The following is a 25,509-nucleotide window of genomic DNA, read 5'->3' as shown; positions in this document are numbered from 1 at the left end:
CGCAATATTTCATCGTTGGTGCAAAAATGTAACGCACTGTGCACTGTCATAGTGCGTTTTCATTTTCAAACTTCTTAACTTCCTGCTCTCTTTCTCGTTTTTCATTTCTGGCACACCGCTTGCAATACCTTCTTCGTGTAGCAGAACCATTACCGAATTCTGACCGGAGGGGATCTATGAAGCTGGTGACCGTGATAATCAAACCATTCAAGCTGGAAGACGTTCGTGAAGCGTTATCTTCCATTGGTATTCAGGGCCTGACCGTCACCGAAGTGAAAGGTTTCGGGCGTCAGAAAGGGCATGCCGAGCTGTACCGGGGGGCGGAATACAGCGTCAATTTCCTGCCAAAAGTAAAAATTGATGTGGCGATTGCTGATGACCAACTCGATGAAGTGATCGATATCGTCAGTAAGGCGGCTTACACCGGAAAAATTGGCGACGGCAAAATCTTCGTCGCTGAATTGCAACGCGTCATTCGTATTCGTACCGGCGAAGCCGACGAAGCGGCGCTGTAATCTCTGGCACACAGCAACAGGAACGAAAAATGAAGATAGCGACGATAAAAACTGGGCTTGCTTCACTGGCGATGCTTCCGGGACTGGTAATGGCTGCACCTGCGGTGGCCGATAAAGCCGACAATGCGTTTATGATGATTTGTACTGCGCTGGTGCTGTTTATGACTATTCCGGGGATTGCCCTGTTTTACGGTGGGTTGATTCGCGGCAAAAACGTGCTGTCGATGCTGACGCAGGTGACGGTGACATTTGCACTGGTCTGTATTCTCTGGGTGGTTTACGGTTACTCGCTGGCGTTTGGTGAGGGCAACAACTTCTTCGGCAACATTAACTGGTTGATGCTGAAAAACATCGAACTGACGGCGGTGATGGGCAGCATTTATCAGTATATCCACGTGGCGTTTCAGGGATCGTTTGCCTGCATTACCGTCGGCTTGATAGTTGGGGCGCTGGCGGAACGAATCCGCTTCTCAGCTGTGTTGATTTTCGTGGTGGTATGGCTGACGCTCTCTTACATTCCGATTGCGCATATGGTGTGGGGCGGTGGTTTGCTGGCTTCTCACGGTGCGCTGGATTTCGCGGGTGGCACCGTGGTGCACATTAACGCCGCAATCGCCGGTCTGGTGGGCGCGTATCTGATAGGAAAACGCGTGGGCTTCGGTAAAGAGGCGTTTAAACCGCACAACCTGCCGATGGTCTTCACCGGGACTGCCATTCTCTATATCGGTTGGTTTGGCTTTAACGCCGGGTCAGCGGGCACGGCGAATGAAATCGCGGCACTGGCATTTGTGAATACTGTGGTCGCAACGGCGGCGGCAATTCTTGGCTGGATCTTCGGTGAATGGGCGCTGCGTGGTAAGCCTTCACTGCTGGGGGCGTGTTCTGGCGCGATTGCCGGTCTGGTCGGCGTGACGCCAGCCTGCGGCTACATTGGGGTTGGCGGCGCGTTGATTATCGGCGTGGTAGCTGGTCTGGCGGGCTTGTGGGGCGTTACCATGCTCAAACGCTTGCTGCGGGTGGATGATCCCTGCGATGTCTTCGGTGTGCACGGCGTTTGTGGCATTGTCGGCTGTATCATGACCGGGATTTTTGCCGCCAGCTCGCTGGGCGGCGTGGGCTTCGCTGAAGGTGTGACGATGGGCCATCAGTTGCTGGTACAGCTGGAAAGCATCGCCATTACGATCGTCTGGTCCGGTGTTGTGGCATTTATCGGCTACAAATTGGCGGATCTGACGGTTGGTCTGCGTGTACCGGAAGAGCAGGAGCGAGAAGGGCTGGATGTCAACAGCCACGGCGAGAATGCCTATAACGCGTAACAAGCACTGCAAAAAACAGCCGGACGGTTTTCACCTCCGGCTATTTTTTTAATTGTGATTACGCATCACCCCTTCCTGAACGGTCGAGGCAACCAGTACGCCGTCTTGGGTATAAAACTCACCGCGCACAAAGCCACGTGCGCTGGACGCCGAGGTGCTCTCCACGCTATACAGCAGCCATTCATTCAAATTAAACGGGCGATGGAACCACATGGAATGGTCAATGGTGGCAATCTGAATCCCCGGTTCGAGAAAACCGATGCCGTGCGGCTGTAGAGCTACCGGCAGGAAGTTAAGATCAGAAGCGTAACCGAGCAGATACTGATGAACGCGCAGGTCATCCGGCACGCTACCATTTGCGCGGATCCACACCTGACGATGTGGTTCTGCGACGTGACCTTTCAGTGGGTTATGAAACTCCACCGGACGGACTTCCAGCGGACGATCGCAGATGAATTTATCTTTCAGCACTGGCGGCAGCAGGTGCGCCAGCGATTGGGCGATTTGCGTTTCCGAAGGTAGGCCATCAGGCGCTGGCGCGGACGGCATTGTTTTTTGATGTTCGAAACCCGCTTCTGGTGCCTGGAAAGAGGCAGTCATATAAAAAATCGGTTTGCCGTTTTGAATAGCAGCAACCCGGCGGGCGCTGAAGCTGTTACCGTCACGCAGCGTTTCGACATCATAAATAATCGGCTTCTTACTATCGCCAGGGCGAAGAAAGTAGCTGTGAAACGAATGTACCAGCCGCTCTTCAGGGACGGTCTCTTTTGCAGCATACAAGGCCTGACCCACGACCTGGCCGCCAAACACCTGGCGTAAACCTAAATCTTCACTCTGGCCGCGAAAGAGTCCTTCCTCAATTTTTTCCAGATTTAACAATGTCAGTAAATTTTTTAGCGCCTGACTCATATAACTCTCCAGTAACAAAGCTGCCGCAGCAAGCCAAAGTGAGTTGAGTATAACGCAAATTTGCTACTGGTCCGATGGGTGCAATGGTCTGAATTACGGGCTAATTACAGGCAGAAATGCGTGATGTGTGCCACACTTGTTGACGTTACTATTTTGTTAACCACTCTTCCGGCGAGGAAAGTTAGCCCGCTGGTGCATTGATAATAAGGAGAAATGAATGAAACTCGTGCACATGGCCAGTGGTTTAGCGGTTGCGATTGCGTTGGCGGCTTGCGCAGATAAAAGCGCGGATATTCAGACGCCAGCACCGGCTGCAAATACGTCTATTTCAGCAACACAACAACCAGCTATCCAGCAACCGAATGTCTCCGGTACCGTCTGGATCCGTCAGAAAGTCGCACTGCCGCCTGATGCTGTGCTGACCGTGACACTTTCTGACGCGTCGTTAGCCGATGCACCGTCAAAAGTGCTGGCGCAGAAAGCGGTGCGTACTGAAGGTAAACAGTCACCATTCAGCTTTGTTCTGCCATTTAACCCGGCAGATGTTCAGCCGAACGCGCGTATTCTGTTGAGTGCGGCGATTACCGTGAATGACAAACTGGTATTTATCACCGATACCGTTCAGCCGGTGATCAACCAGGGCGGAACTAAAGCCGACCTGACATTGGTGCCGGTACAGCAAACCGCCGTGCCGGTTCAGGCCAGCGGTGGCGCAACGACTACCGTACCTTCGACTTCACCAACTCAGGTGAATCCGTCTTCGGCAGTTCCAGCTCCTACGCAATATTAAGCGACGTTAACCCTCTCCGCCCGGAGAGGGTTAGTAGTTCCAGCGATAACGCTGCAAGTCGATTTGCCCGCTTCCCGATACCATCACACCTTCTGCCAGTAATGCCTGTCGCTGACGCTGTAAATCCGGTCCGGTTAGCGAAATTGTGCCGTGGCGATTAACCACCCGGTGCCAGGGTAAGGTGCTGCCTTCAGGGAGACGCTTTAACACACCGCCCACCTGGCGCGCGGCGCGGGGCGATCCCGCCAGTTTCGCCACATCACCGTAAGTGGTGACATAGCCTTCGGGAATAGCGGCGACGATTTGCCAGACGCGTTGGGGAAATGAATCTTCTTTTTCCATCTTTTCTTCCTGAGGTAATTTTTCAGCATAATCTGGAAAAACGCCCGAGTGAAGTCGCATTGCGCAAGAAACCAGCATCTGGCACGCGATGGGTTGCAATTAGCCGGGGCAGCAGTGATAATGCGCCTGCGCGTTGGTTCTCAACGCTCTCAATGGGGGCTCTGTTGGTTCTCCCGCAACGCTACTCTGTTTACCAGGTCAGGTCCGGAAGGAAGCAGCCAAGGCAGATGACGCGTGTGCCGGGATGTAGCTGGCAGGGCCCCCACCCATTTCTGCCTCCCACCGTTTCGTCAAAAAATCCCAACATGGCTAAACTTTAACCATAACTGACGTCGCAAGAATTGTCTGGCTGCGCAGTACGCTTCGGAGGTATGTCTGATGAAGTATGTTGATGGTTTTGTGGTTGCCGTTCCTGCCGATAAAAAGGATGCCTATCGGGAAATGGCCGCTAAGGCTGCGCCATTGTTTAAAGAGTTTGGCGCGCTTCGTATTGTCGAATGCTGGGCCAGCGATGTACCGGATGGCAAAGTGACCGATTTTCGTATGGCGGTGAAAGCGGAAGAGAATGAAGAGGTTGTCTTTAGCTGGATTGAATACCCTTCAAAAGAGGTCCGCGACGCTGCTAATCAAAAGATGATGTCGGACCCACGGATGAAAGAGTTCGGCGAGTCCATGCCGTTTGACGGCAAGCGAATGATCTATGGCGGATTCGAGTCAATCATCGACGAATAGGTAGCGTGACGGGCTGTGCGGCGTGCCGTCAGCCCAAAAATTCACAAATGTTGCTCGGCCCAGCGTAAGAAATCTTCTTTCGGTAATGCCTTGCTGTAGAGCCAGCCCTGACCGTAGTGCACGCAATGCTGGCGTAACCACTCTTCTTGTTTACTGGTTTCGATTCCCTCCGCTACCATTTTCAGTTTCAGTGTTTTTGCCATTTCGATGATATGCGGCGTGACATTTTTATATTCCAGCGCATCAACGAAAGATTTATCGATCTTCAGAATGTCGACATCCAGATCCTGTAAATAACTTAAACTTGAATACCCCGTACCAAAATCATCAAGATAAATTTCATGGCCCGCCTCCCGGTAGCGAGAAATTATCGGGGCGCTGGTTTTCGGATCGGCAAACTCGCGTTCAGTGAGTTCAAGCGCGATCTGTCTGGGATTAACCTGATAGTGATTGATCATGTCACGCAGCAATTGCGGGATTTTTTCCGAGGTGAGCACGGGGGATTCAAGATTGATCGAAATATGCTGCTGTGGATGCTGACGCAGCCAGTCGCCCATATCTTCAAAGACGCTTCTTATAATCAGTAGCGTCAATGGCTCAGAAAGGCCCGTTTGCTGTGCCAGCGGAATAAAACTATCTGGTGACAACCAACTACCGTCTGTCTGCGGCCAGCGCGCCAGTGCCTCAGCACCGACAATTTTGCCATTGGCTAAGGAGACAATCGGCTGATAGTGCACGCAAATATCACGATTTTCGATAGCATCCTGCAGCCGATGATGCGGTGACTGAATACGGCGCAAAATACGCAGCACAAACATCGCTGCCAGCAGGCCAATCACCAACCCGAGCGGTAACCAAATAAAGACTTGCCGATGCCAGCCTTTCTGCAACATTTTCGTTGAAGCCCATGTGATGATCGAAATATTCATCTCCGGTAAGGGCAGGATATCGTAAATGATTCCATTATTTTCGATATGCTCACCGGGTGTTTTTTGTAGCCTGGTAATAATTCCCTGAGCAATTTCATCGCTGCTGGTTATGACAACGTTATGGGCATTGCCAATAATGGCGGCATCAATTTGCCATGAGCTATAGGGAATGACATCAATAAAGGAAGCGGGGTCGATCATGACGACATAATGTGCCGTTCCCATGGCGACCATGTAACGGATAATGCCTAAATCGTTATGCGATGTTAACCAGACACGATAACCATCTTTCGAAATTTTACCTGGCTCGGGGAAGGTATCGGGCGGACTTTCATGCTCCAGAGACGAACACTGGGGAACGTTGTTATCGATATAAGCCACTTCCTGAATATAGCGATAACTGTAAGATACCCGACGCATTTCCATGAGATGGGCTTCGCTACAGGCAGCGCCTTGCCATCTTTCCAGCTCCTGCAGCGCATCTTTCCCTTGTGTCGCCACCTTATTGGCTCGAATAGCGACGCGGGAGGAATAGGTATCCAGCTCTTCAATAAACGATGTTTCTACCTGCTGATGGGCCAGCCAGATGCTTAAGCCGACAGGCAGCAATACTGAAAGAATCAGTACTCCCGAAATAAGGCCGACCAGATGTCGTGTTCTCACCAGCATATCCTTATTAACACAGTGTAGGGAAAGTATATCTGATTGTGGAAAAAGGCTGGCTGGAGATAAGGAGGTAGAGCTGGTATTTCATGAAGTGATGGGTGGAAACGATCATTGTCATTTGACCAGGCGCAGAGCTTTACGCCTGGTATGTAACCCTAACTTAAGATGTTGATTCGGCGCGAGCGAGGGTAAAAATATCGTAAAAAGACAGTTCACCTTTACGGACGATCATTTTTTGCAGTTGTTCCTTATGAACATCCGCGACACGCGGAGAGTTCAAGATGGCTTCAACCAGCGCGGCAGGTACAAAGCGCGTGTTGTACCATTCGCCGTTATAGCAAACGCGGAAATCCAGCACGTCGATATCTTCATAGCGGTAGCGTGGGTAGACATCGAAAAAGAAGAAACCATTAAGCAGGATAAATAATACAACCAGTAGCCAGACAGAGCCTGACAGCGTTTCGGACTGCAACATCACCGCCAGGGTGGCAAAAAAAGCAACGTACATACCGATAAACAGCCCCGGATGTTTACGGATAAAACTGATACTAAAGCGGGGTTTGTTGTCGCGTTTTTCGCGGGTATTCAGAGACTCAATCGTTTCGGTCAGCAGGCGTTGTATTTCGGTCATCGTTTGCCTTCGTGGTATCTGCAACTTTCCAGGGAACACCCTATTTTAACGTGGGAATAGTAGAGGGGAAGTAACAGATCTACCACAATTTTGCATAACAGTTGCGAAAAACCGATTACAATTTTTTAATTATTCTGGCTGGATTACCGCCCACGACAACGTTGTCCGGGACATCTTTTGTGACAACTGCACCTGAGGCTACCACGACGTTATCACCAATGGTCACACCAGGGTTAATGACCGCGCGTCCGCCAATCCAGACGTTATTACCGATGGTGACGGGTTTCCCCAGTTCAGCACCGCTATTACGTGCTACAGGGTCGATGGGATGTGTTGCCGTGTAGATATGAACGCCTGGTGCCAACATACAGTTATCACCGATGCGAATAGGGCAGACATCAAGCATCACGCAATCGAAGTTGGCGAAAAAATTATTACCGAGAAAAATGTTATAGCCATAGTCACAGCGAAACGTTGGCTCAATATAAGCCTCTGTCACCTGACCGAATAGATCAGCGAGAATTTGCTGGCGTAATGTGTGCTCTTCCGCCAAGGAATGATTGTATCGGTGAATAAGCTGACGAGCGCGCAGGCGATCGCGAGATAACGTCTCATCTGCCGAGCGATACAACTCACTAGCAATCATCTTTTCTTTTTCTGTGCTCATTACTGACCTCAGGTTGCTGAAAATGCGGCAACACAGTAAGACGAAAAGTCAGTGAAGAGAACGTTCCCATTACATCTGTGTGATAAAGATCACATAGGGTATGTTTTCATGGCGAAAAAGTATAAAATTCTTAATAAACAGCCGGTTATAGCTCCGAAAGCGAATTATTTATTAGCGAATAAATTTCCAAACTGAGGAAGGGATCTTGTCGTACAGTTTATTCATGGTCAATTCGGCGAGGCGGTGATCTGCGGCTGAGTAAAATACCGCCAGTTCATTATCTGATAATTCGTATTTATTTTTCTCGATAACACGCTCCAGCGTGTCAATTGTCTGGCAACGACGTAAACGCATTAAATAATCGGTTTTCGTTAAAGGTTTTTCGGACATACTTCTACCCATGGTTGTAATAATTCTAACAAGATAAACTCGCAGGATTCTCTTTCGTCGCATTGACAAAACAACGGAATAGTCGATTACCTGACTTCCGCCATTTCTGAAGATCCTGCATATTAATACCATAACTACTGAACAACATAAAGGTGTCATCCAGATATTCGTCGATCTGCTCAATGAGCTTATTGTCTTCATTATACTTAATTTTGTAATTAAGTGCGAAGGTCGCAATATGCTCAATCAGTTCATTCAACTGGAGGTTGATCGCCGAGGTTGGGTCGTTAACCCAGCCATGATTGCTTTCTTCAAGGTTTGCAAGGCAGTCATGATACAGGGTTTCACAGAGAAACTTAAGCTGTGCGATATCATGTCTTTTGGGTGAGTATTCATCCATAACGCGTCCCCTTCTTAGCGGTTGAACTAACGGACACCTTTCGGGATGGAAAAAACTTACTGACCTGGACTTGCCCTCTCGTTTGTTAGCTTAACTATAAGCCACTCTTTGCAGGTTTTCATCGCATTATTACGAAAAATTACAATTAGGAAGGAAGCGGGACAGGACTCACTTTTTCATACTAGCACCAACCCGCAGCAGGTAAAAGCAGTTTGCTCGAACAGTTTATAACATTTCAGGATTATCGCCAGATGACATTGGTGACACTAATACCAGGATTGCTCTGAATATGACGTAATAACCGAGGAATGAATAAAGAATTACCGCAAATAATTAAGAATAGCCTCTAAATGATTATGGATTATTAAATCTATTAGCGCTACTTAATATAAATTAACTAACAATCAGTATTTTTTATGAATTTTATCCGTGGTTAATACTGGTTTTCGTATGAGATCCTGAGTTGGTGGTTCAATTACTCCTTAATGTTCGTAGGTTATGCATAAAAAAGGCCGCTTGCGCGGCCTTAGTGATTACACGTTGTATCAATGATGATCGACAGTATGGCTGTGCTCGATATCTTCATTCTTGCGGCTAAAGCGGCGGCGAACCACCACAAAGAATACCGGAACGAAGAAGATTGCCAGTACCGTTGCGGTCACCATCCCGCCCATTACACCGGTACCTACTGCGTTCTGCGCGCCGGAACCAGCACCAGTACTGATAACCAGCGGCATAACGCCGAGGATAAACGCCAGCGAGGTCATCAGGATCGGACGTAAACGCATCCGCACCGCATCAAGCGTCGCTTCAATCAGACCTTTACCTTCTTTATCCATCAAGTCTTTGGCGAATTCGACGATAAGTATCGCGTTCTTCGCCGACAACCCAATGGTTGTGAGCAGGCCTACCTGGAAGTAAACGTCATTGGTCAGGCCACGGAAGGTGGCAGCCAGCAACGCACCGATAACCCCCAGCGGAACGACCAGCATAACGGAGAACGGAATCGACCAGCTCTCGTACAGCGCCGCCAGACACAGGAACACGACAATCAACGAAATCGCGTACAGTGAAGGTGCCTGGTTGCCGGAGAGACGTTCCTGATAGGACATCCCCGTCCAGTCATAGCCAACACCGGTAGGCAGTTTGCTCGCCAGTTGTTCCATCAGCTCCATTGCTTCACCGGTACTTTTACCCGGTGCCGCCTGGCCTAAGATTTCCATGGATGGCAGGCCGTTGTAACGTTCCAGACGCGGCGAACCGTACTCCCAACGAGAAGAGGAGAACGCCGAGAATGGCACCATCTGACCATCAGCAGCACGAACATACCAGTCGCCGATATCATCCGGCAGCATACGGTATTTCGCTTCTGACATGACGTAAACTTTCTTCACACGACCGCGGTCGATAAAGTCGTTCACATAGCTGCCGCCCCATGCAGCGCCCAGAGTGGTGTTAATGTCGTTGATAGAAACACCCAGCGCCTGCGCTTTTTCCTGGTCGATATCAATCTTAAACTGCGGGGTATCTTCCAGACCGTTTGGACGTACGCTGGTCAACATATCAGGGTGCTTCGCTGCTTCTGCAAGCAGCTGGTTACGCGCCTGAGTCAGTTTTTCGTGACCAAGGCCAGCCTGGTCAATCAGCTCAAAGTCAAAGCCGGTTGCGGTACCCAGTTCCACGATTGCGGGCAGGTTAAAGGCGAAAACCATCGCATCTTTGATTTGCGAGAAAGCGCGTGTTGCACGCATGGTAATCGCTTCAACTTTGTTTTCTTCGCCCGGACGATCGGCCCAGTCCTTCAAGGAAACGAACGCAATACCGGTATTCTGACCACGTCCCGCAAAGCCGAAGCCGTTAACGGCGAACACCGACTCAACGTTGTTCTTTTCTTTGGTCAGATAGTAATGCGTTACCTCATTGAGCACTTTCTGCGTACGTTCCTGCGTTGCACCTGCTGGCAGCTGAACCATGGTCATAAATACGCCCTGGTCTTCATCTGGCAAGAAGGAGCTTGGCAGACGCACGAACAGATAGGCCATGCCGACCACGATGATCAGATACAGCACCAGGTAACGCCCTGTACTGCGCAGAATACCGCCTACGCTGTCGGTGTAGTGGTGCGTGCTCTTCTCGAACATGCGGTTAAACCAGCCGAAGAAGCCTTTTTTACCTTCCCCGTGATCGCCTTTGGCAATCGGTTTCAGCATGGTGGCACAAAGAGCCGGAGTCAGGATCAACGCTACCAGTACCGACAGCGCCATTGCTGAAACAATGGTAATAGAGAACTGACGATAGATAGCACCAGTAGAACCACCAAAGAAGGCCATCGGTACGAATACCGCCGACAGTACCATCGCGATACCGACCAGGGCGCCCTGAATCTGCCCCATCGACTTACGGGTAGCTTCTTTTGGCGGCAAACCTTCTTCCGCCATCACACGCTCAACGTTTTCTACCACAACGATAGCGTCATCCACCAACAAGCCGATGGCGAGCACCATCCCGAACATTGTTAGCGTGTTTATCGAGAAGCCAAAGGCGGCAAGGACGGCAAAGGTCCCCAGCAATACCACCGGTACGGCAATGGTCGGAATCAACGTCGCGCGGAAGTTCTGCAGGAACAGATACATAACCAGGAACACGAGGATGATCGCTTCGACCAGCGTTTTAACCACTTCGTGAATAGAGATTTTCACGAACGGCGTGGTGTCGTACGGGTAAACAATTTTCAGACCCGACGGGAAGAACGGTTCCATCTTCGCCAGTTCAGCACGGATTGCCGCAGCGGTATCCAGCGCGTTCGCGCCGGTTGCCAGCTTGATCCCCAGACCGGAAGCCGGTTGGCCGTTAAACTCTGCGATGATGTCGTAGTTCTCGCCACCCAGCTCAATCTTCGCCACATCACGCAGCAGCACGCGGGAACCATCCTGATTCACTTTCAGCAGGATTTTGCCGAACTCTTCAGTAGAGGTCAGACGCGTCTGAGCAATAATAGAGGCGTTAAGCTGTTGGCCTTTCACCGGCGGCGTACCACCGAGCTGACCCGCCGCAACCTGGGCGTTCTGCGCTTTGATGGCGGTAATGACATCAACCGGCGTTAGCTGGAATTTGTTCAGCTCATTCGGGTTCATCCAGATACGCATCGCGTACTGTGAACCGAACAACTGAACGTCACCCACGCCCGACGTACGGCTGATGGCATCTTTCATATTCGCCGCCACGTAGTCGGAGATATCCTCCTGCGTCATGGTGCCATCGGTGTTGATAACGCCGACAACCATCAGGAAGCTGCTGGATGATTTCTCAACGCTCACCCCTTGCTGCTGAACTTCTTGCGGCAGCAACGGCATCGCCAGCTGCAGTTTGTTCTGCACCTGAACCTGCGCGATATCCGCATCAGTACCAGACTCAAAGGTCAGGGTGATCTGCACGGTACCCGTGGAGTCACTGTTAGAGGACATGTACATCAGGTTATCGATACCGTTCATATTCTGTTCGATAACCTGTGTCACCGTGTCCTGCACTGTTTTCGCATCAGCGCCGGGGTAGGAGGCGGAGATCGTTACTGCCGGCGGTGCAATCGTAGGATATTGCGCCACCGGCAGTTTGAGGATCGCCAGCCCCCCTGCCAACATGATGATAATGGCGATCACCCACGCAAAAATCGGGCGATCGATAAAGAAATTAGGCATGTCTTAACGGCTCCTGTTTAAGTTAAGACTTGGACTGTTCAGGCTGAGCACCGCTTGCGGCTTGCTGGTTATTATCAGCGGTAACTTCTTGTGCTTTTACCTGGACACCAGGACGCACTTTCTGCAGCCCACTTATTACTACGCGATCGCCTGCTTTCAGACCTTCTGTCACCAGCCACTTATCGCCAATAGCCTGGCTTGCAACGATCGGACGGGTTTCCACTTTGTCATCCGCGCCAACTACCAGTACGGTGGCATCACCACGCGGCGTACGGGTTACGCCCTGTTGCGGGACTAAAATAGCGTTTGGATTAAGCCCTTCTTCCAGACGTGCGCGCACGAACATACCCGGCAGCAGAGTGTGATCCGGGTTCGGGAAGATAGCGCGTAGGGTGATAGACCCAGTGGTCTGATCAACGGTAACGTCAGAGAATTCCAGCGTACCGTCCTGCGGGAACTTAATGCCGTCACTGGTGATCAGCGACACTTTGGCTTTGCCGTTCTCTTGTTTCAGCGTGCCATTCGCCAGTTCCTGTTTCAGGCGCAGGAAGTCGTTGCTGGACTGGGTCACATCAACGTAGATCGGATCAAGTTGCTGCACGGTTGCCAGCGCAGTCGCCTGACCGTTCTGTACCAATGCGCCTTCCGTCACGTTCGACTTACCAATGCGACCGCTAATCGGAGAGGTGACTTTGGTGTAAGCCAGATTGATTCGCGCAGTTTCAACGGCAGCTTTCGCCGCAGTTACCGCAGCATTCGCCTGTTGCGCATCAGCCAGAGCCTGATCGTACTCTTGCTTACTGATGTACTGAGTACCGAGCAGTTTCTGATAACGATTCACCGTCAATTGCGCGATATTGGCTGCAGCCTGGGCTTTCGCCAGATCACCTTTCGCACTGTCGTATGTCGCCTGATAGGTCGCAGGATCAATCTGATAGAGAGAGACACCTGCTTCGATGTCGCTACCTTCTTTGAAATTACGCTTCAGGATAATCCCGCTAACTTGAGGACGAACTTCTGCGATCCGGTAGGCACTGGTGCGACCCGGAAGCTCGGTTGTGATCTGCAGAGGTTCAGTTTTGACTGTTACTACGCCAACGGCGGGCATCTGCTGGCCACCTTGTTGGGCCTGTTTGTCGTCACATCCTGTTAGGGCTAAGCTGCCTGAGAGCATCAGAACGACCGCCAGAGGCGTAAACCCTCTGTTTTTGTTCATATGTAAACCTCGAGTGTCCGATTTCAAATTGGTCAATGGTCAAAAGTTAATAAACCCATTGCTGCGTTTATATTATCGTCGTGCTATGGTACATACATTCACAAATGTATGTAAATCTAACGCCTGTAAATTCACGAACATATGGCACGAAAAACCAAACAAGAAGCGCAAGAAACGCGCCAACACATCCTCGATGTGGCTCTACGTCTTTTCTCACAGCAGGGGGTATCATCCACCTCGCTGGGCGAGATTGCAAAAGCAGCTGGCGTTACGCGCGGTGCAATCTACTGGCATTTTAAAGACAAGTCGGATTTGTTCAGTGAGATCTGGGAACTGTCAGAATCCAATATTGGTGAACTAGAGCTTGAGTATCAGGCAAAATTCCCTGGCGATCCACTCTCAGTATTAAGAGAGATATTAATTCATGTTCTTGAATCCACGGTGACAGAAGAACGACGTCGATTATTGATGGAGATTATATTCCACAAATGCGAATTTGTCGGAGAAATGGCTGTTGTGCAACAGGCACAACGTAATCTCTGTCTGGAAAGTTATGACCGTATAGAACAAACGTTAAAACATTGTATTGAAGCGAAAATGTTGCCTGCGGATTTAATGACGCGTCGGGCAGCAATTATTATGCGCGGCTATATTTCCGGCCTGATGGAAAACTGGCTCTTTGCCCCGCAATCTTTTGATCTTAAAAAAGAAGCCCGCGATTACGTTGCCATCTTACTGGAGATGTATCTCCTGTGCCCCACGCTTCGTAATCCTGCCACTAACGAATAACCCTGAATCTGACTCCAGGATTTTTCCTGGACATTTTCGTCGTTGCTATTCTGGTTCACTGCGTCGTGATATTCTTGCGGTTTGACTTTTTCAGGTCGTTCTTCAGGTTCAGAAACCTTCATTCATCATGACTATGTTCCAGTATTACAAACGATCACGGCATTTTGTTTTTTTAGCATTTATTGCTTTTGTTTTTGTCTTGTTATGCCAGAACACGGCGTTTGCGCGGGCGTCATCGAATGGTGATCTGCCGACAAAAGCGGACCTGCAGGCGCAACTTGACTCACTAAATAAACAAAAAGATCTTTCTGCTCAGGACAAACTGGTGCAGCAGGATCTGACAGATACATTAGCCACCCTCGATAAAATCGATCGCATAAAAGAAGAGACAGTTCAGCTACGGCAAAAAGTCGCTGAAGCGCCGGAAAAAATGCGCCAGGCGACCGCGGCGTTAACAGCACTTAGCGATGTCGATAACGACGAAGAAACGCGCAAAATTCTGAGTACGCTTTCGTTGCGCCAGCTGGAAACTCGCGTTGCCCAGGCGCTGGACGATTTGCAAAACGCACAAAACGATCTGGCGTCTTATAACAGCCAGCTGGTTTCGTTACAGACGCAGCCCGAACGCGTGCAAAATGCGATGTATAACGCTTCGCAGCAGCTGCAACAAATTCGCAGTCGTCTGGATGGGACTGATGTCGGCGAGACAGCCTTACGTCCCAGCCAGAAAGTGTTAATGCAGGCCCAGCAGGCGTTGCTGAATGCGGAGATTGACCAGCAGCGTAAAAGCCTGGAAGGGAACACCGTCTTGCAGGATACCTTGCAAAAGCAACGTGATTACGTGACGGCGAACAGCGCTCGTCTGGAGCACCAGTTACAACTGTTGCAAGAAGCGGTAAACAGCAAGCGCCTGACTTTAACCGAAAAAACGGCGCAGGAAGCCGTCTCCCCGGATGAAGCCGCGCGTATTCAGGCTAATCCGCTGGTGAAGCAGGAACTGGAAATTAACCAGCAGTTAAGTCAGCGTCTGATTACCGCGACTGAAAACGGTAATCAGTTGATGCAGCAAAACATTAAAGTCAAAAACTGGCTGGAGCGGGCGCTGCAATCGGAACGCAATATTAAAGAGCAGATTGCCGTCCTGAAGGGCAGCCTGCTGTTGTCTCGTATCCTTTACCAGCAACAACAAACGCTGCCCTCGGCGGATGAACTGGAAAACATGACCAACCGCATCGCGGATTTGCGTCTCGAACAGTTTGAAGTTAACCAGCAGCGTGATGCACTCTTCCAGAGCGATGCGTTCGTCAACAAACTGGAAGAAGGTCACACCAACGAAGTCAACAGCGAAGTTCACGATGCGTTATTGCAAGTGGTTGATATGCGTCGCGAATTGCTGGATCAACTCAACAAACAGTTGGGTAACCAGCTGATGATGGCCATTAACCTGCAAATCAACCAGCAGCAGTTAATGAGTGTGTCGAAAAACCTGAAATCCATCCTGACTCAGCAAATCTTTTGGGTGAACAGTAACCGTCCAATGGACTGGGACTGGATCAAAGCGTTCCCGCAAAGCCTGAAAGATGAATTTAAGTCGATGAAAATCACGGTGAACTGGCAAAAAGCCTGGCCCGCCGTTTTTATCGCTTTCCTCGCTGGTTTGCCGCTGCTGTTGATTGCCGGGCTGATCCACTGGCGTCTGGGCTGGCTGAAAGCGTATCAACAAAAACTGGCTTCCGCTGTGGGTTCCCTGCGTAACGACAGCCAGCTCAACACACCAAAAGCGATCCTTATCGACCTGATCCGTGCGCTGCCGGTGTGCCTGATTATTCTCGCGGTTGGCCTGATTCTGTTGACCATGCAGCTCAACATCAGCGAACTGCTATGGTCGTTCAGCAAAAAACTGGCGATATTCTGGCTGGTGTTTGGCCTGTGCTGGAAGGTACTGGAGAAAAACGGCGTTGCCGTACGTCACTTCGGCATGCCGGAACAGCAGACCAGCCACTGGCGTCGGCAAATTGTCCGCATCAGTCTCGCATTGCTGCCTATCCATTTCTGGTCTGTGGTGGCAGAACTTTCCCCGCTGCATCTGATGGATGATGTGCTGGGGCAAGCGATGATTTTCTTCAACTTGCTGCTGATTGCCTTCCTGGTATGGCCGATGTGCCGCGAAAGCTGGCGTGATAAAGAGTCGCACACCATGCGACTGGTCACCATTACCGTGCTGTCGATAATCCCGATTGCGCTGATGGTGCTGACTGCTACAGGCTACTTCTACACTACGCTGCGTCTGGCAGGACGCTGGATTGAAACCGTTTATCTGGTGATCATCTGGAACCTGCTGTACCAGACGGTACTGCGTGGCTTAAGCGTAGCGGCGCGGCGTATCGCCTGGCGTCGTGCGCTGGCGCGTCGGCAGAATCTGGTGAAAGAGGGCGCAGAAGGTGCTGAACCGCCGGAAGAACCCACCATTGCACTGGAGCAAGTTAACCAGCAGACGCTGCGTATTACCATGTTGCTGATGTTTGCGCTGTTCGGTGTCATGTTCTGGGCAATTTGGTCCGATTTGATCACCGTGTTCAGCTATCTCGACAGCATCACGCTCTGGCATTACAACGGCACTGAAGCTGGCGCTGCGGTGGTGAAAAACGTCACCATGGGCAGTCTGTTGTTTGCGATTATCGCCTCAATGGTGGCCTGGGCGTTGATTCGCAACCTGCCTGGTTTACTGGAAGTGCTGGTGCTCTCGCGACTGAATATGCGCCAGGGCGCGTCGTATGCCATTACTACCATCCTTAACTACATCATTATTGCTGTTGGTGCGATGACGGTGTTCGGATCGCTGGGCGTCTCTTGGGATAAACTCCAGTGGCTGGCCGCAGCATTATCCGTAGGTCTTGGTTTTGGTTTACAAGAAATTTTCGGTAACTTCGTCTCCGGTTTGATCATTCTATTCGAACGTCCGGTGCGTATTGGCGATACGGTAACCATTGGTAGCTTCTCGGGGACGGTAAGTAAGATCCGTATTCGTGCGACAACGATTACCGATTTCGATCGCAAAGAAGTGATCATCCCGAACAAAGCGTTTGTTACCGAGCGTCTGATCAACTGGTCGTTGACTGACACTACTACGCGTCTGGTGATCCGTCTCGGCGTGGCCTATGGCTCCGATCTGGAAAAAGTGCGTAAAGTGTTACTGAAGGCGGCGACTGAGCACCCAAGAGTGATGCACGAACCAATGCCGGAAGTCTTCTTTACGGCGTTTGGTGCCAGCACGTTGGATCATGAGCTGCGTCTGTATGTGCGTGAACTGCGTGACCGTAGTCGTACTGTCGATGAGCTGAACCGTACTATCGATCAGCTGTGCCGTGAAAACGACATCAACATTGCCTTTAACCAGCTTGAAGTGCATCTGCACAACGAGAAGGGCGATGAGGTGACGGAAGTAAAACGCGACTACAAAGGCGACGATCCGACACCAGCGGTTGGGTAATAACCAAAGGGGGCGACATTTAGTTGCCCCGAGATTACTGACAAAGTGCGCGTTGTTCATGCCGGATGCGGCGTGACCGCCTTATCCGGCCTACGAAACCGCAAGAATTCAATATATTGCAGGAGCGGTGTAGGCCTGATAAGCGTAGCGCATCAGGCAGTTTTGCGTTTGCCCACAATCTTAGGGGACATTTAGCGGCCCCATTTATTTCTCACTTTTCCGCCTCATCATCGCGCGTTAATTTCTTTTCATAATCGCGTTTTACAATATCCAGCGCGCGCAGCACGGTGCGGGCTGGGATCTGATTTTCTTCCAGCAGCACAATCAAATCGACAGCCAGTTTGACATCGTCAGGGGCATTTTCAAGTGACATACTCTCTCCATTGCTAGCGGGTTAAGCGCGCTAGCCTGTTTTCGATTTTTTCCAGCGCATGGCGGCAGCGTGCCAGGCGCGCTTCATAGGCTTCCACTTCACGATGCAGCGTTTGCTGTTCCACGAGATCGGTCACCCGCACCAGGCGGGCTCTGCGTTCGGCAACCATCTCACGTAGCCGCCGCTCAAAATCCTGATGCTGAATACGTTTACGCTGCCAGCGGGCAATTTTCGGTGGCGCACTGTCCCACTCGCGCAATGACCAGGCGGAGGCTTCACGCGCGATGGCTTCCAGTTGTGCCGCCAGATGTTCCGCCAGCCAGGCCACTTGCGGCAGCTGTTGCTGCTCAACTGCATGACGAAGCGCAGCCAGATTATCGCCCGCCTCGTCGAGACAAGCCTGTAGTGTTGTCGCACGAGTCTGAAAAAGATGCCTGTCGAAACGAGCACTTAGCGTGGCGAACTGTGACACCGGGGCACAACGCTGACGCAGCGTAGCGAGCTGTCCTTCCAGTTTTTCCAGCAGCAGGGCGGTTTTCACGATAAGACCTCAATGAAAATGATAATTGTTATGCTAAAGTAGCCACTCTGTAAGCTGACAACACTCAATATGCAACGAATCATTTTAATCATCATTGGCTGGCTGGCGGTAGTGCTGGGTACGCTGGGCGTGGTATTACCGGTATTACCGACGACGCCGTTTATCCTGCTGGCGGCCTGGTGCTTTGCCCGTTCTTCCCCGCGCTTTCACGCCTGGTTGCTGTACCGCTCATGGTTTGGCAGCTATCTACGTTTCTGGCAGAAACATCATGCGATGCCGCGCGGCGTCAAACCGCGGGCGATTTTGCTTATTTTGCTCACGTTTGCCATTTCTCTGTGGTTCGTCCAGATGCCATGGGTGCGCATCATGTTGCTGGTAATTCTCGCCTGTTTGCTTTTCTATATGTGGCGAATTCCGGTGATTGATGAAAAGCAAGAAAAGCACTGAAGCACAACAATCGCAGTTGCAATTATTGCGTACAGCCAGTACATTCTGGCGTTTTCGAGCACAGGCGCAGGCGGTCAAAGGTTAAACAACTGTTACTTTTGATACGTTTAAAACGCGCCGTGAGTACCACCGTAACAAGCAGGCATACACTTATGACCGCGACTGCACAGCAGCTTGAGTATCTCAAAAATAGCATCAAAAGCATTCAGGACTACCCAAAACCCGGCATTCTTTTCCGCGATGTCACCAGCTTACTGGAAGACCCGAAAGCTTACGCTCTCAGCATCGACTTGCTGGTTGAGCGTTACAAAAATGCGGGCATTACCAAAGTTGTCGGCACCGAAGCGCGTGGCTTCTTGTTTGGCGCTCCGGTAGCTCTGGGTCTGGGCGTTGGCTTTGTGCCGGTCCGTAAACCGGGCAAACTGCCGCGTGAAACTATCAGTGAAACTTACGATCTGGAATACGGCACCGATCAGCTGGAGATCCACGTTGATGCCATCAAACCGGGCGACAAAGTTCTGGTGGTGGACGATCTGCTGGCAACCGGCGGCACTATCGAAGCGACCGTTAAACTGATCCGTCGTCTGGGTGGTGAAGTGGCTGACGCTGCGTTCATTATCAACCTGTTCGATCTCGGCGGCGAACAGCGTCTCGAAAAACAGGGCATTACCAGCTACAGCCTTGTCCCGTTCCCGGGCCATTAATTATCGCCAGTCTTGTGCTGCCCACGCTACGGACAGCACAAGATGTGCATTCAGCCTCGCCGTTCTGACGGGGCTGTGTTAGCATTACCCCTTCGTGAATCCACCTTCCAGCGTTTCAGAGCCTGCCAATGAGTTATCAGGTCTTAGCCCGAAAATGGCGCCCACAAACCTTTGCTGACGTCGTCGGCCAGGAACATGTGCTGACCGCACTGGCGAACGGCTTGTCGTTAGGGCGTATTCATCATGCTTATCTTTTTTCCGGCACCCGTGGCGTCGGAAAAACCTCTATCGCCCGACTGCTGGCGAAGGGGCTAAACTGCGAAACCGGCATTACCGCGACGCCGTGCGGCGTGTGCGATAACTGTCGTGAAATCGAGCAGGGGCGCTTTGTCGATCTGATTGAAATCGACGCCGCCTCGCGCACCAAAGTTGAAGATACCCGCGACCTGCTGGATAACGTCCAGTACGCTCCGGCGCGTGGTCGTTTCAAAGTTTATCTGATCGACGAAGTGCATATGCTGTCGCGCCACAGCTTTAACGCACTGTTAAAAACCCTTGAAGAGCCGCCGGAGCACGTTAAGTTTCTGCTGGCGACGACCGATCCACAGAAATTGCCGGTGACGATTTTGTCACGCTGTCTGCAATTTCATCTCAAGGCGCTGGATGTCGAGCAAATTCGCCATCAGCTTGAGCACATCCTCAACGAAGAACATATCGCTCACGAGCCGCGGGCGTTGCAATTGCTGGCGCGCGCCGCTGAAGGCAGCCTGCGAGATGCCTTAAGTCTGACCGACCAGGCGATTGCCAGCGGTGACGGCCAGGTTTCAACCCAGGCGGTCAGTGCGATGCTGGGTACGCTTGACGACGATCAGGCGCTGTCGCTGGTTGAAGCGATGGTCGAGGCCAACGGCGAGCGCGTAATGGCGCTGATTAATGAAGCCGCTGCCCGTGGTATCGAGTGGGAAGCGTTGCTGGTGGAAATGCTCGGTCTGTTGCATCGTATTGCGATGGTACAACTTTCGCCTGCTGCACTTGGCAACGACATGGCCGCCATCGAGCTGCGGATGCGTGAACTGGCGCGCACCATACCGCCGACGGATATTCAGCTTTACTATCAGACGCTGTTGATTGGTCGCAAAGAATTACCGTATGCGCCGGACCGCCGCATGGGCGTTGAGATGACGCTGCTGCGCGCGCTGGCATTCCATCCGCGTATGCCGCTGCCTGAGCCAGAAGTGCCACGCCAGTCCTTTGCACCTGTCGCACCAACGGCAGTAATGACGCCAACCCAGGTGCCGCCGCAACCGCAATCAGCGCCGCAGCAGGCTCCGACTGTACCGCTCCCGGAAACCACCAGCCAGGTGCTGGCGGCGCGCCAGCAGTTGCAGCGCGTGCAGGGAGCAACCAAAGCAAAAAAGAGTGAACCGGCAGCCGCTACCCGCGCGCGGCCGGTGAATAACGCTGCGCTGGAAAGACTGGCTTCGGTCACCGATCGCGTTCAGGCGCGTCCGGTGCCATCGGCGCTGGAAAAAGCGCCAGCTAAAAAAGAAGCGTATCGCTGGAAGGCGACCACTCCGGTGATGCAGCAAAAAGAAGTGGTCGCCACGCCGAAGGCGCTGAAAAAAGCGCTGGAACATGAAAAAACGCCGGAACTGGCGGCGAAGCTGGCGGCAGAAGCCATTGAGCGCGACGCGTGGGCGGCACAGGTTAGCCAACTTTCGCTACCAAAACTGGTCGAACAGGTGGCCTTAAATGCCTGGAAAGAGGAGAGCGACAACGCAGTATGTCTGCATTTGCGCACCTCTCAGCGGCATTTGAACAACCGCGGTGCACAGCAAAAACTGGCTGAAGCGTTGAGCACGTTAAAAGGTTCAACGGTTGAACTGACTATCGTTGAAGATGATAATCCCGCGGTGCGTACGCCGCTGGAATGGCGTCAGGCGATATACGAAGAAAAACTTGCGCAGGCGCGCGAGTCCATTATTGCGGATAATAATATTCAGACCCTGCGTCGATTCTTCGATGCGGAGCTGGATGAAGACAGTATCCGCCCCATTTGATCGTAAGCACAGCTTACGTTCGTCATCCTTAACGTGATTGAGAGAGAAACCTATGTTTGGTAAAGGCGGTCTGGGTAACCTGATGAAGCAAGCCCAGCAGATGCAAGAAAAAATGCAGAAAATGCAGGAAGAGATCGCGCAGCTGGAAGTTACCGGCGAATCTGGCGCAGGTCTGGTAAAAGTGACCATCAACGGTGCACACAACTGCCGTCGCGTAGAGATCGACCCGAGCCTGCTGGAAGACGACAAAGAGATGCTGGAAGACCTGGTGGCTGCAGCATTCAACGACGCAGCACGTCGTATTGAAGAAACGCAGAAAGAAAAAATGGCCTCTGTATCCTCCGGAATGCAGCTGCCGCCTGGCTTTAAGATGCCGTTCTGATGCAAACCAGCCCGCTGTTAACACAGCTTATGGAAGCACTGCGCTGTCTGCCGGGCGTTGGCCCGAAGTCGGCGCAGCGTATGGCGTTCACGCTGCTTCAGCGCGATCGTAGCGGCGGGATGCGTCTGGCGCAGGCGCTCACCCGGGCGATGTCGGAAATCGGCCACTGCGCCGATTGCCGCACTTTCACCGAACAGGAAGTCTGTAACATCTGTTCGAATCCGCGTCGTCAGGAAAACGGTCAAATCTGCGTGGTGGAGAGTCCGGCGGACATCTACGCCATTGAGCAGACGGGGCAGTTTTCAGGTCGTTATTTTGTGTTGATGGGGCATCTGTCACCGCTGGACGGCATCGGTCCGGATGATATCGGGCTTGATCGTCTGGAACAGCGTCTGGCAGAGGAAAAAATCACTGAAGTGATCCTCGCCACCAACCCCACGGTTGAAGGTGAAGCTACCGCTAACTACATTGCCGAGCTTTGCGCGCAATATGACGTGGAAGCCAGCCGAATCGCTCATGGCGTTCCGGTTGGCGGCGAGCTGGAAATGGTCGACGGCACCACGTTGTCACACTCCCTTGCCGGGCGTCATAAGATTCGTTTTTAAGCAAACGAGAGCAGGATCACCTGCTCTCGCTTGAAATTATTCTCCCTTGTCCCCATCTCTCCCACATCCTGTTTTTAACCTTAAAATGGCATTATTGAGGTAGACCTACATGAAAGGACAAGAAACTCGTGGTTTTCAGTCAGAAGTGAAACAGCTTCTGCACCTGATGATCCATTCTCTCTATTCCAATAAAGAAATCTTCCTGCGTGAGCTTATCTCTAACGCCTCCGATGCGGCGGACAAGCTGCGTTTCCGTGCGCTCTCTAACCCGGACCTGTACGAAGGTGATGGCGAACTACGCGTTCGTGTCTCTTTCGATAAAGACAAGCGTACGCTGACCATCTCCGATAACGGCGTGGGGATGACCCGCGACGAAGTGATTGACCATCTGGGGACTATCGCTAAATCCGGTACCAAATCATTCCTCGAATCCCTGGGTTCTGACCAGGCGAAAGACAGCCAGCTGATCGGTCAGTTTGGTGTTGGTTTCTACTCTGCGTTTATCGTGGCCGACAAAGTGACCGTGCGTACTCGCGCGGCAGGCGAAAAACCAGAAAATGGCGTCTTCTGGGAATCGGCTGGCGAAGGTGAATACACCGTTGCCGACATCACCAAAGAAGATCGTGGTACTGAAATCACCCTGCATCTGCGTGAAGGCGAAGACGAGTTCCTCGATGACTGGCGCGTGCGTTCCATCATCAGCAAATACTCCGACCATATCGCGCTGCCGGTAGAGATCGAAAAACGCGAAGAGAAAGACGGCGAAACCGTTATCTCCTGGGAGAAAATCAACAAAGCGCAGGCGCTGTGGACTCGTAACAAGTCGGAAATCACCGATGAAGAGTACAAAGAGTTCTACAAACACATCGCCCACGACTTTAATGATCCGCTGACCTGGAGCCACAACCGTGTTGAAGGTAAGCAGGAGTACACCAGCCTGCTGTACATCCCGTCCCAGGCTCCGTGGGATATGTGGAACCGCGATCATAAACACGGCCTGAAACTGTATGTTCAGCGTGTGTTCATCATGGACGACGCAGAACAGTTCATGCCGAACTATCTGCGCTTCGTGCGTGGTCTGATTGACTCCAGCGATCTGCCGCTGAACGTTTCCCGTGAAATCCTCCAGGACAGCACGGTAACGCGTAACCTGCGCAATGCGCTGACCAAGCGTGTGCTGCAAATGCTGGAAAAACTGGCGAAAGACGACGCGGAAAAATACCAGACCTTCTGGCAACAGTTTGGCCTGGTACTGAAAGAAGGTCCGGCGGAAGATTTCGCTAACCAGGAAGCGATCGCCAAACTGCTGCGTTTTGCTTCTACCCATACCGATTCTTCTGCGCAGACCGTATCTCTGGAAGACTACGTTTCCCGCATGAAAGAAGGGCAGGAGAAAATCTACTACATCACCGCAGACAGCTATGCGGCAGCGAAGAGCAGCCCGCACCTGGAACTGCTGCGTAAGAAAGGCATCGAAGTTCTGCTGCTTTCCGACCGCATCGATGAGTGGATGATGAACTATCTGACTGAGTTCGACGGTAAACCGTTCCAGTCGGTGTCTAAAGTTGACGAGTCGCTTGAAAAACTGGCTGACGAAGTTGATGAGAGCGCGAAAGAAGCGGAGAAAGCACTGACTCCGTTCATCGACCGTGTGAAAGCCCTGCTCGGCGAGCGCGTGAAAGATGTCCGTCTGACTCACCGTCTGACCGATACGCCAGCGATCGTTTCGACCGACGCGGACGAAATGAGCACTCAGATGGCGAAACTGTTCGCTGCGGCGGGCCAGAAAGTGCCAGAAGTGAAATACATCTTCGAACTGAACCCGGATCACGTACTGGTGAAACGTGCGGCAGATACTGAAGATGAAGCGAAGTTCAGCGAGTGGGTAGAACTGCTGCTGGATCAGGCGCTGCTGGCAGAACGCAGCACGCTGGAAGATCCGAACCTGTTTATTCGTCGTATGAACCAGCTGCTGGTTTCCTGATGTAATGCCGGATGACCTTCGTGTCATCCGGCATTTTTCTTTTCATCATCTGCACTTTCCGCAAATTATCTCGCCATTAACCGTTTCAGCCCCAGGTGCCTTTCTTGAGGCAATCGCCTGTTGGTGGTATCGTTTATCGCTTTTTCAAAAAATTCGACACATTTTAAGGGGATTTTCGCAATGCGTATCATTCTGCTTGGCGCTCCGGGCGCGGGGAAAGGGACTCAGGCTCAGTTCATCATGGAGAAATATGGTATTCCGCAAATCTCCACTGGCGATATGCTGCGTGCTGCGGTCAAATCTGGCTCCGAGCTGGGTAAACAAGCAAAAGACATTATGGATGCTGGCAAACTGGTCACCGACGAACTGGTGATCGCGCTGGTTAAAGAGCGCATTGCTCAGGAAGACTGCCGTAATGGTTTCCTGTTGGACGGCTTCCCGCGTACCATTCCGCAGGCAGACGCGATGAAAGAAGCGGGCATCAATGTTGATTACGTTCTGGAATTCGACGTACCGGACGAACTGATCGTTGACCGTATCGTCGGTCGCCGCGTTCATGCGCCGTCTGGTCGTGTTTATCACGTTAAATTCAATCCGCCGAAAGTAGAAGGCAAAGACGACGTTACCGGTGAAGAACTGACTACCCGTAAAGATGATCAGGAAGAGACCGTACGTAAACGTCTGGTTGAATACCATCAGATGACAGCACCGCTGATCGGCTACTACTCCAAAGAAGCAGAAGCGGGTAATACCAAATACGCGAAAGTTGACGGCACCAAGCCGGTTGCTGAAGTTCGCGCTGATCTGGAAAAAATCCTCGGCTAATTCGAAAGCGCGCACGGACAGTCCCCTCGCCCCCTCGGGGAGAGGGTTAGGGTGAGGGGAACAGGCCCGCACAAGCAAACTTATCAGCAATCTCAGGCCGGATATTCATTC

Annotated in this window: 24 protein-coding genes, 1 other RNA gene and 1 other annotated feature; of the genes, 14 read left to right on the top strand and 11 right to left on the bottom strand. The window is 51.7% G+C overall.

Features of this window, described 5'->3' with window-relative positions:
* Positions 1 to 176: 176 nt before the first annotated feature.
* Positions 177 to 515, top strand: a complete 339-nt coding sequence (glnK, locus tag ACU8XX_RS18175; protein WP_000780338.1) for a P-II family nitrogen regulator — start codon at positions 177 to 179, stop codon at positions 513 to 515.
* Positions 516 to 544: 29 nt separating this feature from the next.
* Complete coding sequence (gene amtB / locus ACU8XX_RS18170; protein ID WP_000685029.1) at positions 545 to 1,831, top strand: ammonium transporter AmtB; 1,287 nt, start codon at positions 545 to 547, stop codon at positions 1,829 to 1,831.
* A 48-nt stretch (positions 1,832 to 1,879) separates the two neighbouring features.
* Here the strand turns inward: amtB and tesB are convergent, their stop codons facing one another.
* Positions 1,880 to 2,740: an acyl-CoA thioesterase II gene (gene tesB, locus ACU8XX_RS18165; protein ID WP_000075876.1), complete on the bottom strand. Its 861-nt coding sequence runs from the start codon at positions 2,738 to 2,740 to the stop codon at positions 1,880 to 1,882.
* A gap of 217 nt (positions 2,741 to 2,957) precedes the next feature.
* Here tesB and ACU8XX_RS18160 point away from each other — a divergent pair, with 217 nt between their 5' ends.
* A complete protein-coding gene (locus tag ACU8XX_RS18160; protein ID WP_000779831.1) occupies positions 2,958 to 3,530 on the top strand; it encodes a YbaY family lipoprotein in 573 nt (190 codons plus the stop codon).
* A 30-nt stretch (positions 3,531 to 3,560) separates the two neighbouring features.
* On the opposite strand, the gene ACU8XX_RS18155 is transcribed toward ACU8XX_RS18160, so the two are convergent.
* The gene (locus ACU8XX_RS18155) at positions 3,561 to 3,872 is read right to left on the bottom strand and encodes an MGMT family protein (RefSeq protein ID WP_000409911.1); all 312 of its coding nucleotides are present in this window, start codon (positions 3,870 to 3,872) and stop codon (positions 3,561 to 3,563) included.
* Between the two features lie 162 nt (positions 3,873 to 4,034).
* Here ACU8XX_RS18155 and ffs point away from each other — a divergent pair.
* Together ffs and ACU8XX_RS18145 are read left to right on the top strand one after the other, a co-directional pair.
* Positions 4,035 to 4,131, top strand: an RNA gene (gene ffs / locus ACU8XX_RS18150) — signal recognition particle sRNA small type.
* A 119-nt stretch (positions 4,132 to 4,250) separates the two neighbouring features.
* The gene (locus ACU8XX_RS18145) at positions 4,251 to 4,604 is read left to right on the top strand and encodes a DUF1428 domain-containing protein (protein WP_000878140.1); all 354 of its coding nucleotides are present in this window, start codon (positions 4,251 to 4,253) and stop codon (positions 4,602 to 4,604) included.
* A gap of 41 nt (positions 4,605 to 4,645) precedes the next feature.
* Here the strand turns inward: ACU8XX_RS18145 and pdeB are convergent, their stop codons facing one another.
* From pdeB to acrA, 7 genes are all read right to left on the bottom strand, one after another.
* The gene (pdeB, locus tag ACU8XX_RS18140) at positions 4,646 to 6,196 is read right to left on the bottom strand and encodes a cyclic-guanylate-specific phosphodiesterase PdeB (protein ID WP_016241944.1); all 1,551 of its coding nucleotides are present in this window, start codon (positions 6,194 to 6,196) and stop codon (positions 4,646 to 4,648) included.
* A 163-nt stretch (positions 6,197 to 6,359) separates the two neighbouring features.
* Positions 6,360 to 6,830 carry a YlaC family protein gene (locus ACU8XX_RS18135; protein WP_000136192.1) on the bottom strand — a complete coding sequence of 157 codons (471 nt, stop codon included), beginning with the start codon at positions 6,828 to 6,830 and terminating at the stop codon, positions 6,360 to 6,362.
* 115 nt (positions 6,831 to 6,945) lie between these two features.
* The gene (gene maa / locus ACU8XX_RS18130; RefSeq protein ID WP_097466604.1) at positions 6,946 to 7,497 is read right to left on the bottom strand and encodes a maltose O-acetyltransferase; all 552 of its coding nucleotides are present in this window, start codon (positions 7,495 to 7,497) and stop codon (positions 6,946 to 6,948) included.
* A gap of 171 nt (positions 7,498 to 7,668) precedes the next feature.
* A complete protein-coding gene (locus ACU8XX_RS18125; RefSeq protein ID WP_001291435.1) occupies positions 7,669 to 7,887 on the bottom strand; it encodes an HHA domain-containing protein in 219 nt (72 codons plus the stop codon).
* A 25-nt stretch (positions 7,888 to 7,912) separates the two neighbouring features.
* Positions 7,913 to 8,287: an Hha toxicity modulator TomB gene (tomB, locus tag ACU8XX_RS18120; RefSeq protein WP_000344800.1), complete on the bottom strand. Its 375-nt coding sequence runs from the start codon at positions 8,285 to 8,287 to the stop codon at positions 7,913 to 7,915.
* 545 nt (positions 8,288 to 8,832) lie between these two features.
* Positions 8,833 to 11,982: an efflux RND transporter permease AcrB gene (acrB, locus tag ACU8XX_RS18115; protein ID WP_001132469.1), complete on the bottom strand. Its 3,150-nt coding sequence runs from the start codon at positions 11,980 to 11,982 to the stop codon at positions 8,833 to 8,835.
* 22 nt (positions 11,983 to 12,004) lie between these two features.
* Positions 12,005 to 13,198 carry a multidrug efflux RND transporter periplasmic adaptor subunit AcrA gene (gene acrA, locus ACU8XX_RS18110; RefSeq protein WP_001295324.1) on the bottom strand — a complete coding sequence of 398 codons (1,194 nt, stop codon included), beginning with the start codon at positions 13,196 to 13,198 and terminating at the stop codon, positions 12,005 to 12,007.
* Positions 13,199 to 13,339: 141 nt separating this feature from the next.
* On the opposite strand from acrA, the gene acrR reads away from it, so the two are divergent.
* Together acrR and mscK are read left to right on the top strand one after the other, a co-directional pair.
* Positions 13,340 to 13,987: a multidrug efflux transporter transcriptional repressor AcrR gene (acrR, locus tag ACU8XX_RS18105; protein ID WP_000101737.1), complete on the top strand. Its 648-nt coding sequence runs from the start codon at positions 13,340 to 13,342 to the stop codon at positions 13,985 to 13,987.
* Between the two features lie 127 nt (positions 13,988 to 14,114).
* Entirely contained in the window at positions 14,115 to 17,477 is a 3,363-nt protein-coding gene (mscK, locus tag ACU8XX_RS18100) for a mechanosensitive channel MscK (protein WP_016241945.1), read from the top strand.
* A 211-nt stretch (positions 17,478 to 17,688) separates the two neighbouring features.
* On the opposite strand, the gene rsmS is transcribed toward mscK, so the two are convergent.
* Together rsmS and priC are read right to left on the bottom strand one after the other, a co-directional pair.
* Positions 17,689 to 17,850, bottom strand: a complete 162-nt coding sequence (rsmS, locus tag ACU8XX_RS18095) for a pleiotropic regulatory protein RsmS (RefSeq protein ID WP_000051146.1) — start codon at positions 17,848 to 17,850, stop codon at positions 17,689 to 17,691.
* Positions 17,851 to 17,863: 13 nt separating this feature from the next.
* A complete protein-coding gene (priC, locus tag ACU8XX_RS18090; RefSeq protein ID WP_000844876.1) occupies positions 17,864 to 18,391 on the bottom strand; it encodes a primosomal replication protein N'' in 528 nt (175 codons plus the stop codon).
* A 69-nt stretch (positions 18,392 to 18,460) separates the two neighbouring features.
* On the opposite strand from priC, the gene ACU8XX_RS18085 reads away from it, so the two are divergent.
* The 7 genes from ACU8XX_RS18085 to adk all read left to right on the top strand — a co-directional run bounded on the left by ACU8XX_RS18085 (position 18,461) and on the right by adk (position 25,398).
* Entirely contained in the window at positions 18,461 to 18,838 is a 378-nt protein-coding gene (locus tag ACU8XX_RS18085) for a DUF454 family protein (RefSeq protein WP_001188905.1), read from the top strand.
* Positions 18,839 to 18,990: 152 nt separating this feature from the next.
* The gene (apt, locus tag ACU8XX_RS18080; RefSeq protein WP_000127356.1) at positions 18,991 to 19,542 is read left to right on the top strand and encodes an adenine phosphoribosyltransferase; all 552 of its coding nucleotides are present in this window, start codon (positions 18,991 to 18,993) and stop codon (positions 19,540 to 19,542) included.
* 128 nt (positions 19,543 to 19,670) lie between these two features.
* Positions 19,671 to 21,602 carry a DNA polymerase III subunit gamma/tau gene (dnaX, locus tag ACU8XX_RS18075; protein WP_000122010.1) on the top strand — a complete coding sequence of 644 codons (1,932 nt, stop codon included), beginning with the start codon at positions 19,671 to 19,673 and terminating at the stop codon, positions 21,600 to 21,602.
* Positions 20,935 to 20,999 (top strand) — a sequence feature (DnaX frameshifting element). (Overlaps the previous gene by 65 nt.)
* A gap of 52 nt (positions 21,603 to 21,654) precedes the next feature.
* Positions 21,655 to 21,984 (top strand): YbaB/EbfC family nucleoid-associated protein, encoded by a 330-nt coding sequence (locus ACU8XX_RS18070; RefSeq protein ID WP_000467098.1) that lies wholly within the window; start codon positions 21,655 to 21,657, stop codon positions 21,982 to 21,984.
* Positions 21,984 to 22,589 (top strand): recombination mediator RecR, encoded by a 606-nt coding sequence (recR, locus tag ACU8XX_RS18065; RefSeq protein WP_001195025.1) that lies wholly within the window; start codon positions 21,984 to 21,986, stop codon positions 22,587 to 22,589. The genes ACU8XX_RS18070 and recR overlap by 1 nt, the downstream gene beginning before the upstream one ends.
* A gap of 109 nt (positions 22,590 to 22,698) precedes the next feature.
* Positions 22,699 to 24,573, top strand: a complete 1,875-nt coding sequence (htpG, locus tag ACU8XX_RS18060) for a molecular chaperone HtpG (RefSeq protein ID WP_032173855.1) — start codon at positions 22,699 to 22,701, stop codon at positions 24,571 to 24,573.
* Positions 24,574 to 24,753: 180 nt separating this feature from the next.
* Positions 24,754 to 25,398 carry an adenylate kinase gene (adk, locus tag ACU8XX_RS18055; protein WP_001220233.1) on the top strand — a complete coding sequence of 215 codons (645 nt, stop codon included), beginning with the start codon at positions 24,754 to 24,756 and terminating at the stop codon, positions 25,396 to 25,398.
* Positions 25,399 to 25,509 lie beyond the last annotated feature (111 nt).

This window comes from Escherichia sp. MAL-1 (assembly GCF_052948035.1).
This window is presented reverse-complemented; position numbering and strand designations above follow the sequence as displayed.

Excerpts from the sequence above, each read along its gene's own strand:
- glnK (WP_000780338.1), top strand. The coding sequence starts at position 177 with ATGAAGCTGGTGACCGTGATAATCAAACCATTCAAGCTGGAAGACGTT.
- amtB (WP_000685029.1), top strand. The coding sequence starts at position 545 with ATGAAGATAGCGACGATAAAAACTGGGCTTGCTTCACTGGCGATGCTT.
- tesB (WP_000075876.1), bottom strand. The coding sequence starts at position 2,740 with ATGAGTCAGGCGCTAAAAAATTTACTGACATTGTTAAATCTGGAAAAA.
- ACU8XX_RS18160 (WP_000779831.1), top strand. The coding sequence starts at position 2,958 with ATGAAACTCGTGCACATGGCCAGTGGTTTAGCGGTTGCGATTGCGTTG.
- ACU8XX_RS18155 (WP_000409911.1), bottom strand. The coding sequence starts at position 3,872 with ATGGAAAAAGAAGATTCATTTCCCCAACGCGTCTGGCAAATCGTCGCC.
- ACU8XX_RS18145 (WP_000878140.1), top strand. The coding sequence starts at position 4,251 with ATGAAGTATGTTGATGGTTTTGTGGTTGCCGTTCCTGCCGATAAAAAG.
- ACU8XX_RS18135 (WP_000136192.1), bottom strand. The coding sequence starts at position 6,830 with ATGACCGAAATACAACGCCTGCTGACCGAAACGATTGAGTCTCTGAAT.
- maa (WP_097466604.1), bottom strand. The coding sequence starts at position 7,497 with ATGAGCACAGAAAAAGAAAAGATGATTGCTAGTGAGTTGTATCGCTCG.
- ACU8XX_RS18125 (WP_001291435.1), bottom strand. The coding sequence starts at position 7,887 with ATGTCCGAAAAACCTTTAACGAAAACCGATTATTTAATGCGTTTACGT.
- tomB (WP_000344800.1), bottom strand. The coding sequence starts at position 8,287 with ATGGATGAATACTCACCCAAAAGACATGATATCGCACAGCTTAAGTTT.
- acrB (WP_001132469.1), bottom strand. The coding sequence starts at position 11,982 with ATGCCTAATTTCTTTATCGATCGCCCGATTTTTGCGTGGGTGATCGCC.
- acrA (WP_001295324.1), bottom strand. The coding sequence starts at position 13,198 with ATGAACAAAAACAGAGGGTTTACGCCTCTGGCGGTCGTTCTGATGCTC.
- acrR (WP_000101737.1), top strand. The coding sequence starts at position 13,340 with ATGGCACGAAAAACCAAACAAGAAGCGCAAGAAACGCGCCAACACATC.
- mscK (WP_016241945.1), top strand. The coding sequence starts at position 14,115 with ATGACTATGTTCCAGTATTACAAACGATCACGGCATTTTGTTTTTTTA.
- rsmS (WP_000051146.1), bottom strand. The coding sequence starts at position 17,850 with ATGTCACTTGAAAATGCCCCTGACGATGTCAAACTGGCTGTCGATTTG.
- ACU8XX_RS18085 (WP_001188905.1), top strand. The coding sequence starts at position 18,461 with ATGCAACGAATCATTTTAATCATCATTGGCTGGCTGGCGGTAGTGCTG.
- apt (WP_000127356.1), top strand. The coding sequence starts at position 18,991 with ATGACCGCGACTGCACAGCAGCTTGAGTATCTCAAAAATAGCATCAAA.
- dnaX (WP_000122010.1), top strand. The coding sequence starts at position 19,671 with ATGAGTTATCAGGTCTTAGCCCGAAAATGGCGCCCACAAACCTTTGCT.
- ACU8XX_RS18070 (WP_000467098.1), top strand. The coding sequence starts at position 21,655 with ATGTTTGGTAAAGGCGGTCTGGGTAACCTGATGAAGCAAGCCCAGCAG.
- recR (WP_001195025.1), top strand. The coding sequence starts at position 21,984 with ATGCAAACCAGCCCGCTGTTAACACAGCTTATGGAAGCACTGCGCTGT.
- htpG (WP_032173855.1), top strand. The coding sequence starts at position 22,699 with ATGAAAGGACAAGAAACTCGTGGTTTTCAGTCAGAAGTGAAACAGCTT.
- adk (WP_001220233.1), top strand. The coding sequence starts at position 24,754 with ATGCGTATCATTCTGCTTGGCGCTCCGGGCGCGGGGAAAGGGACTCAG.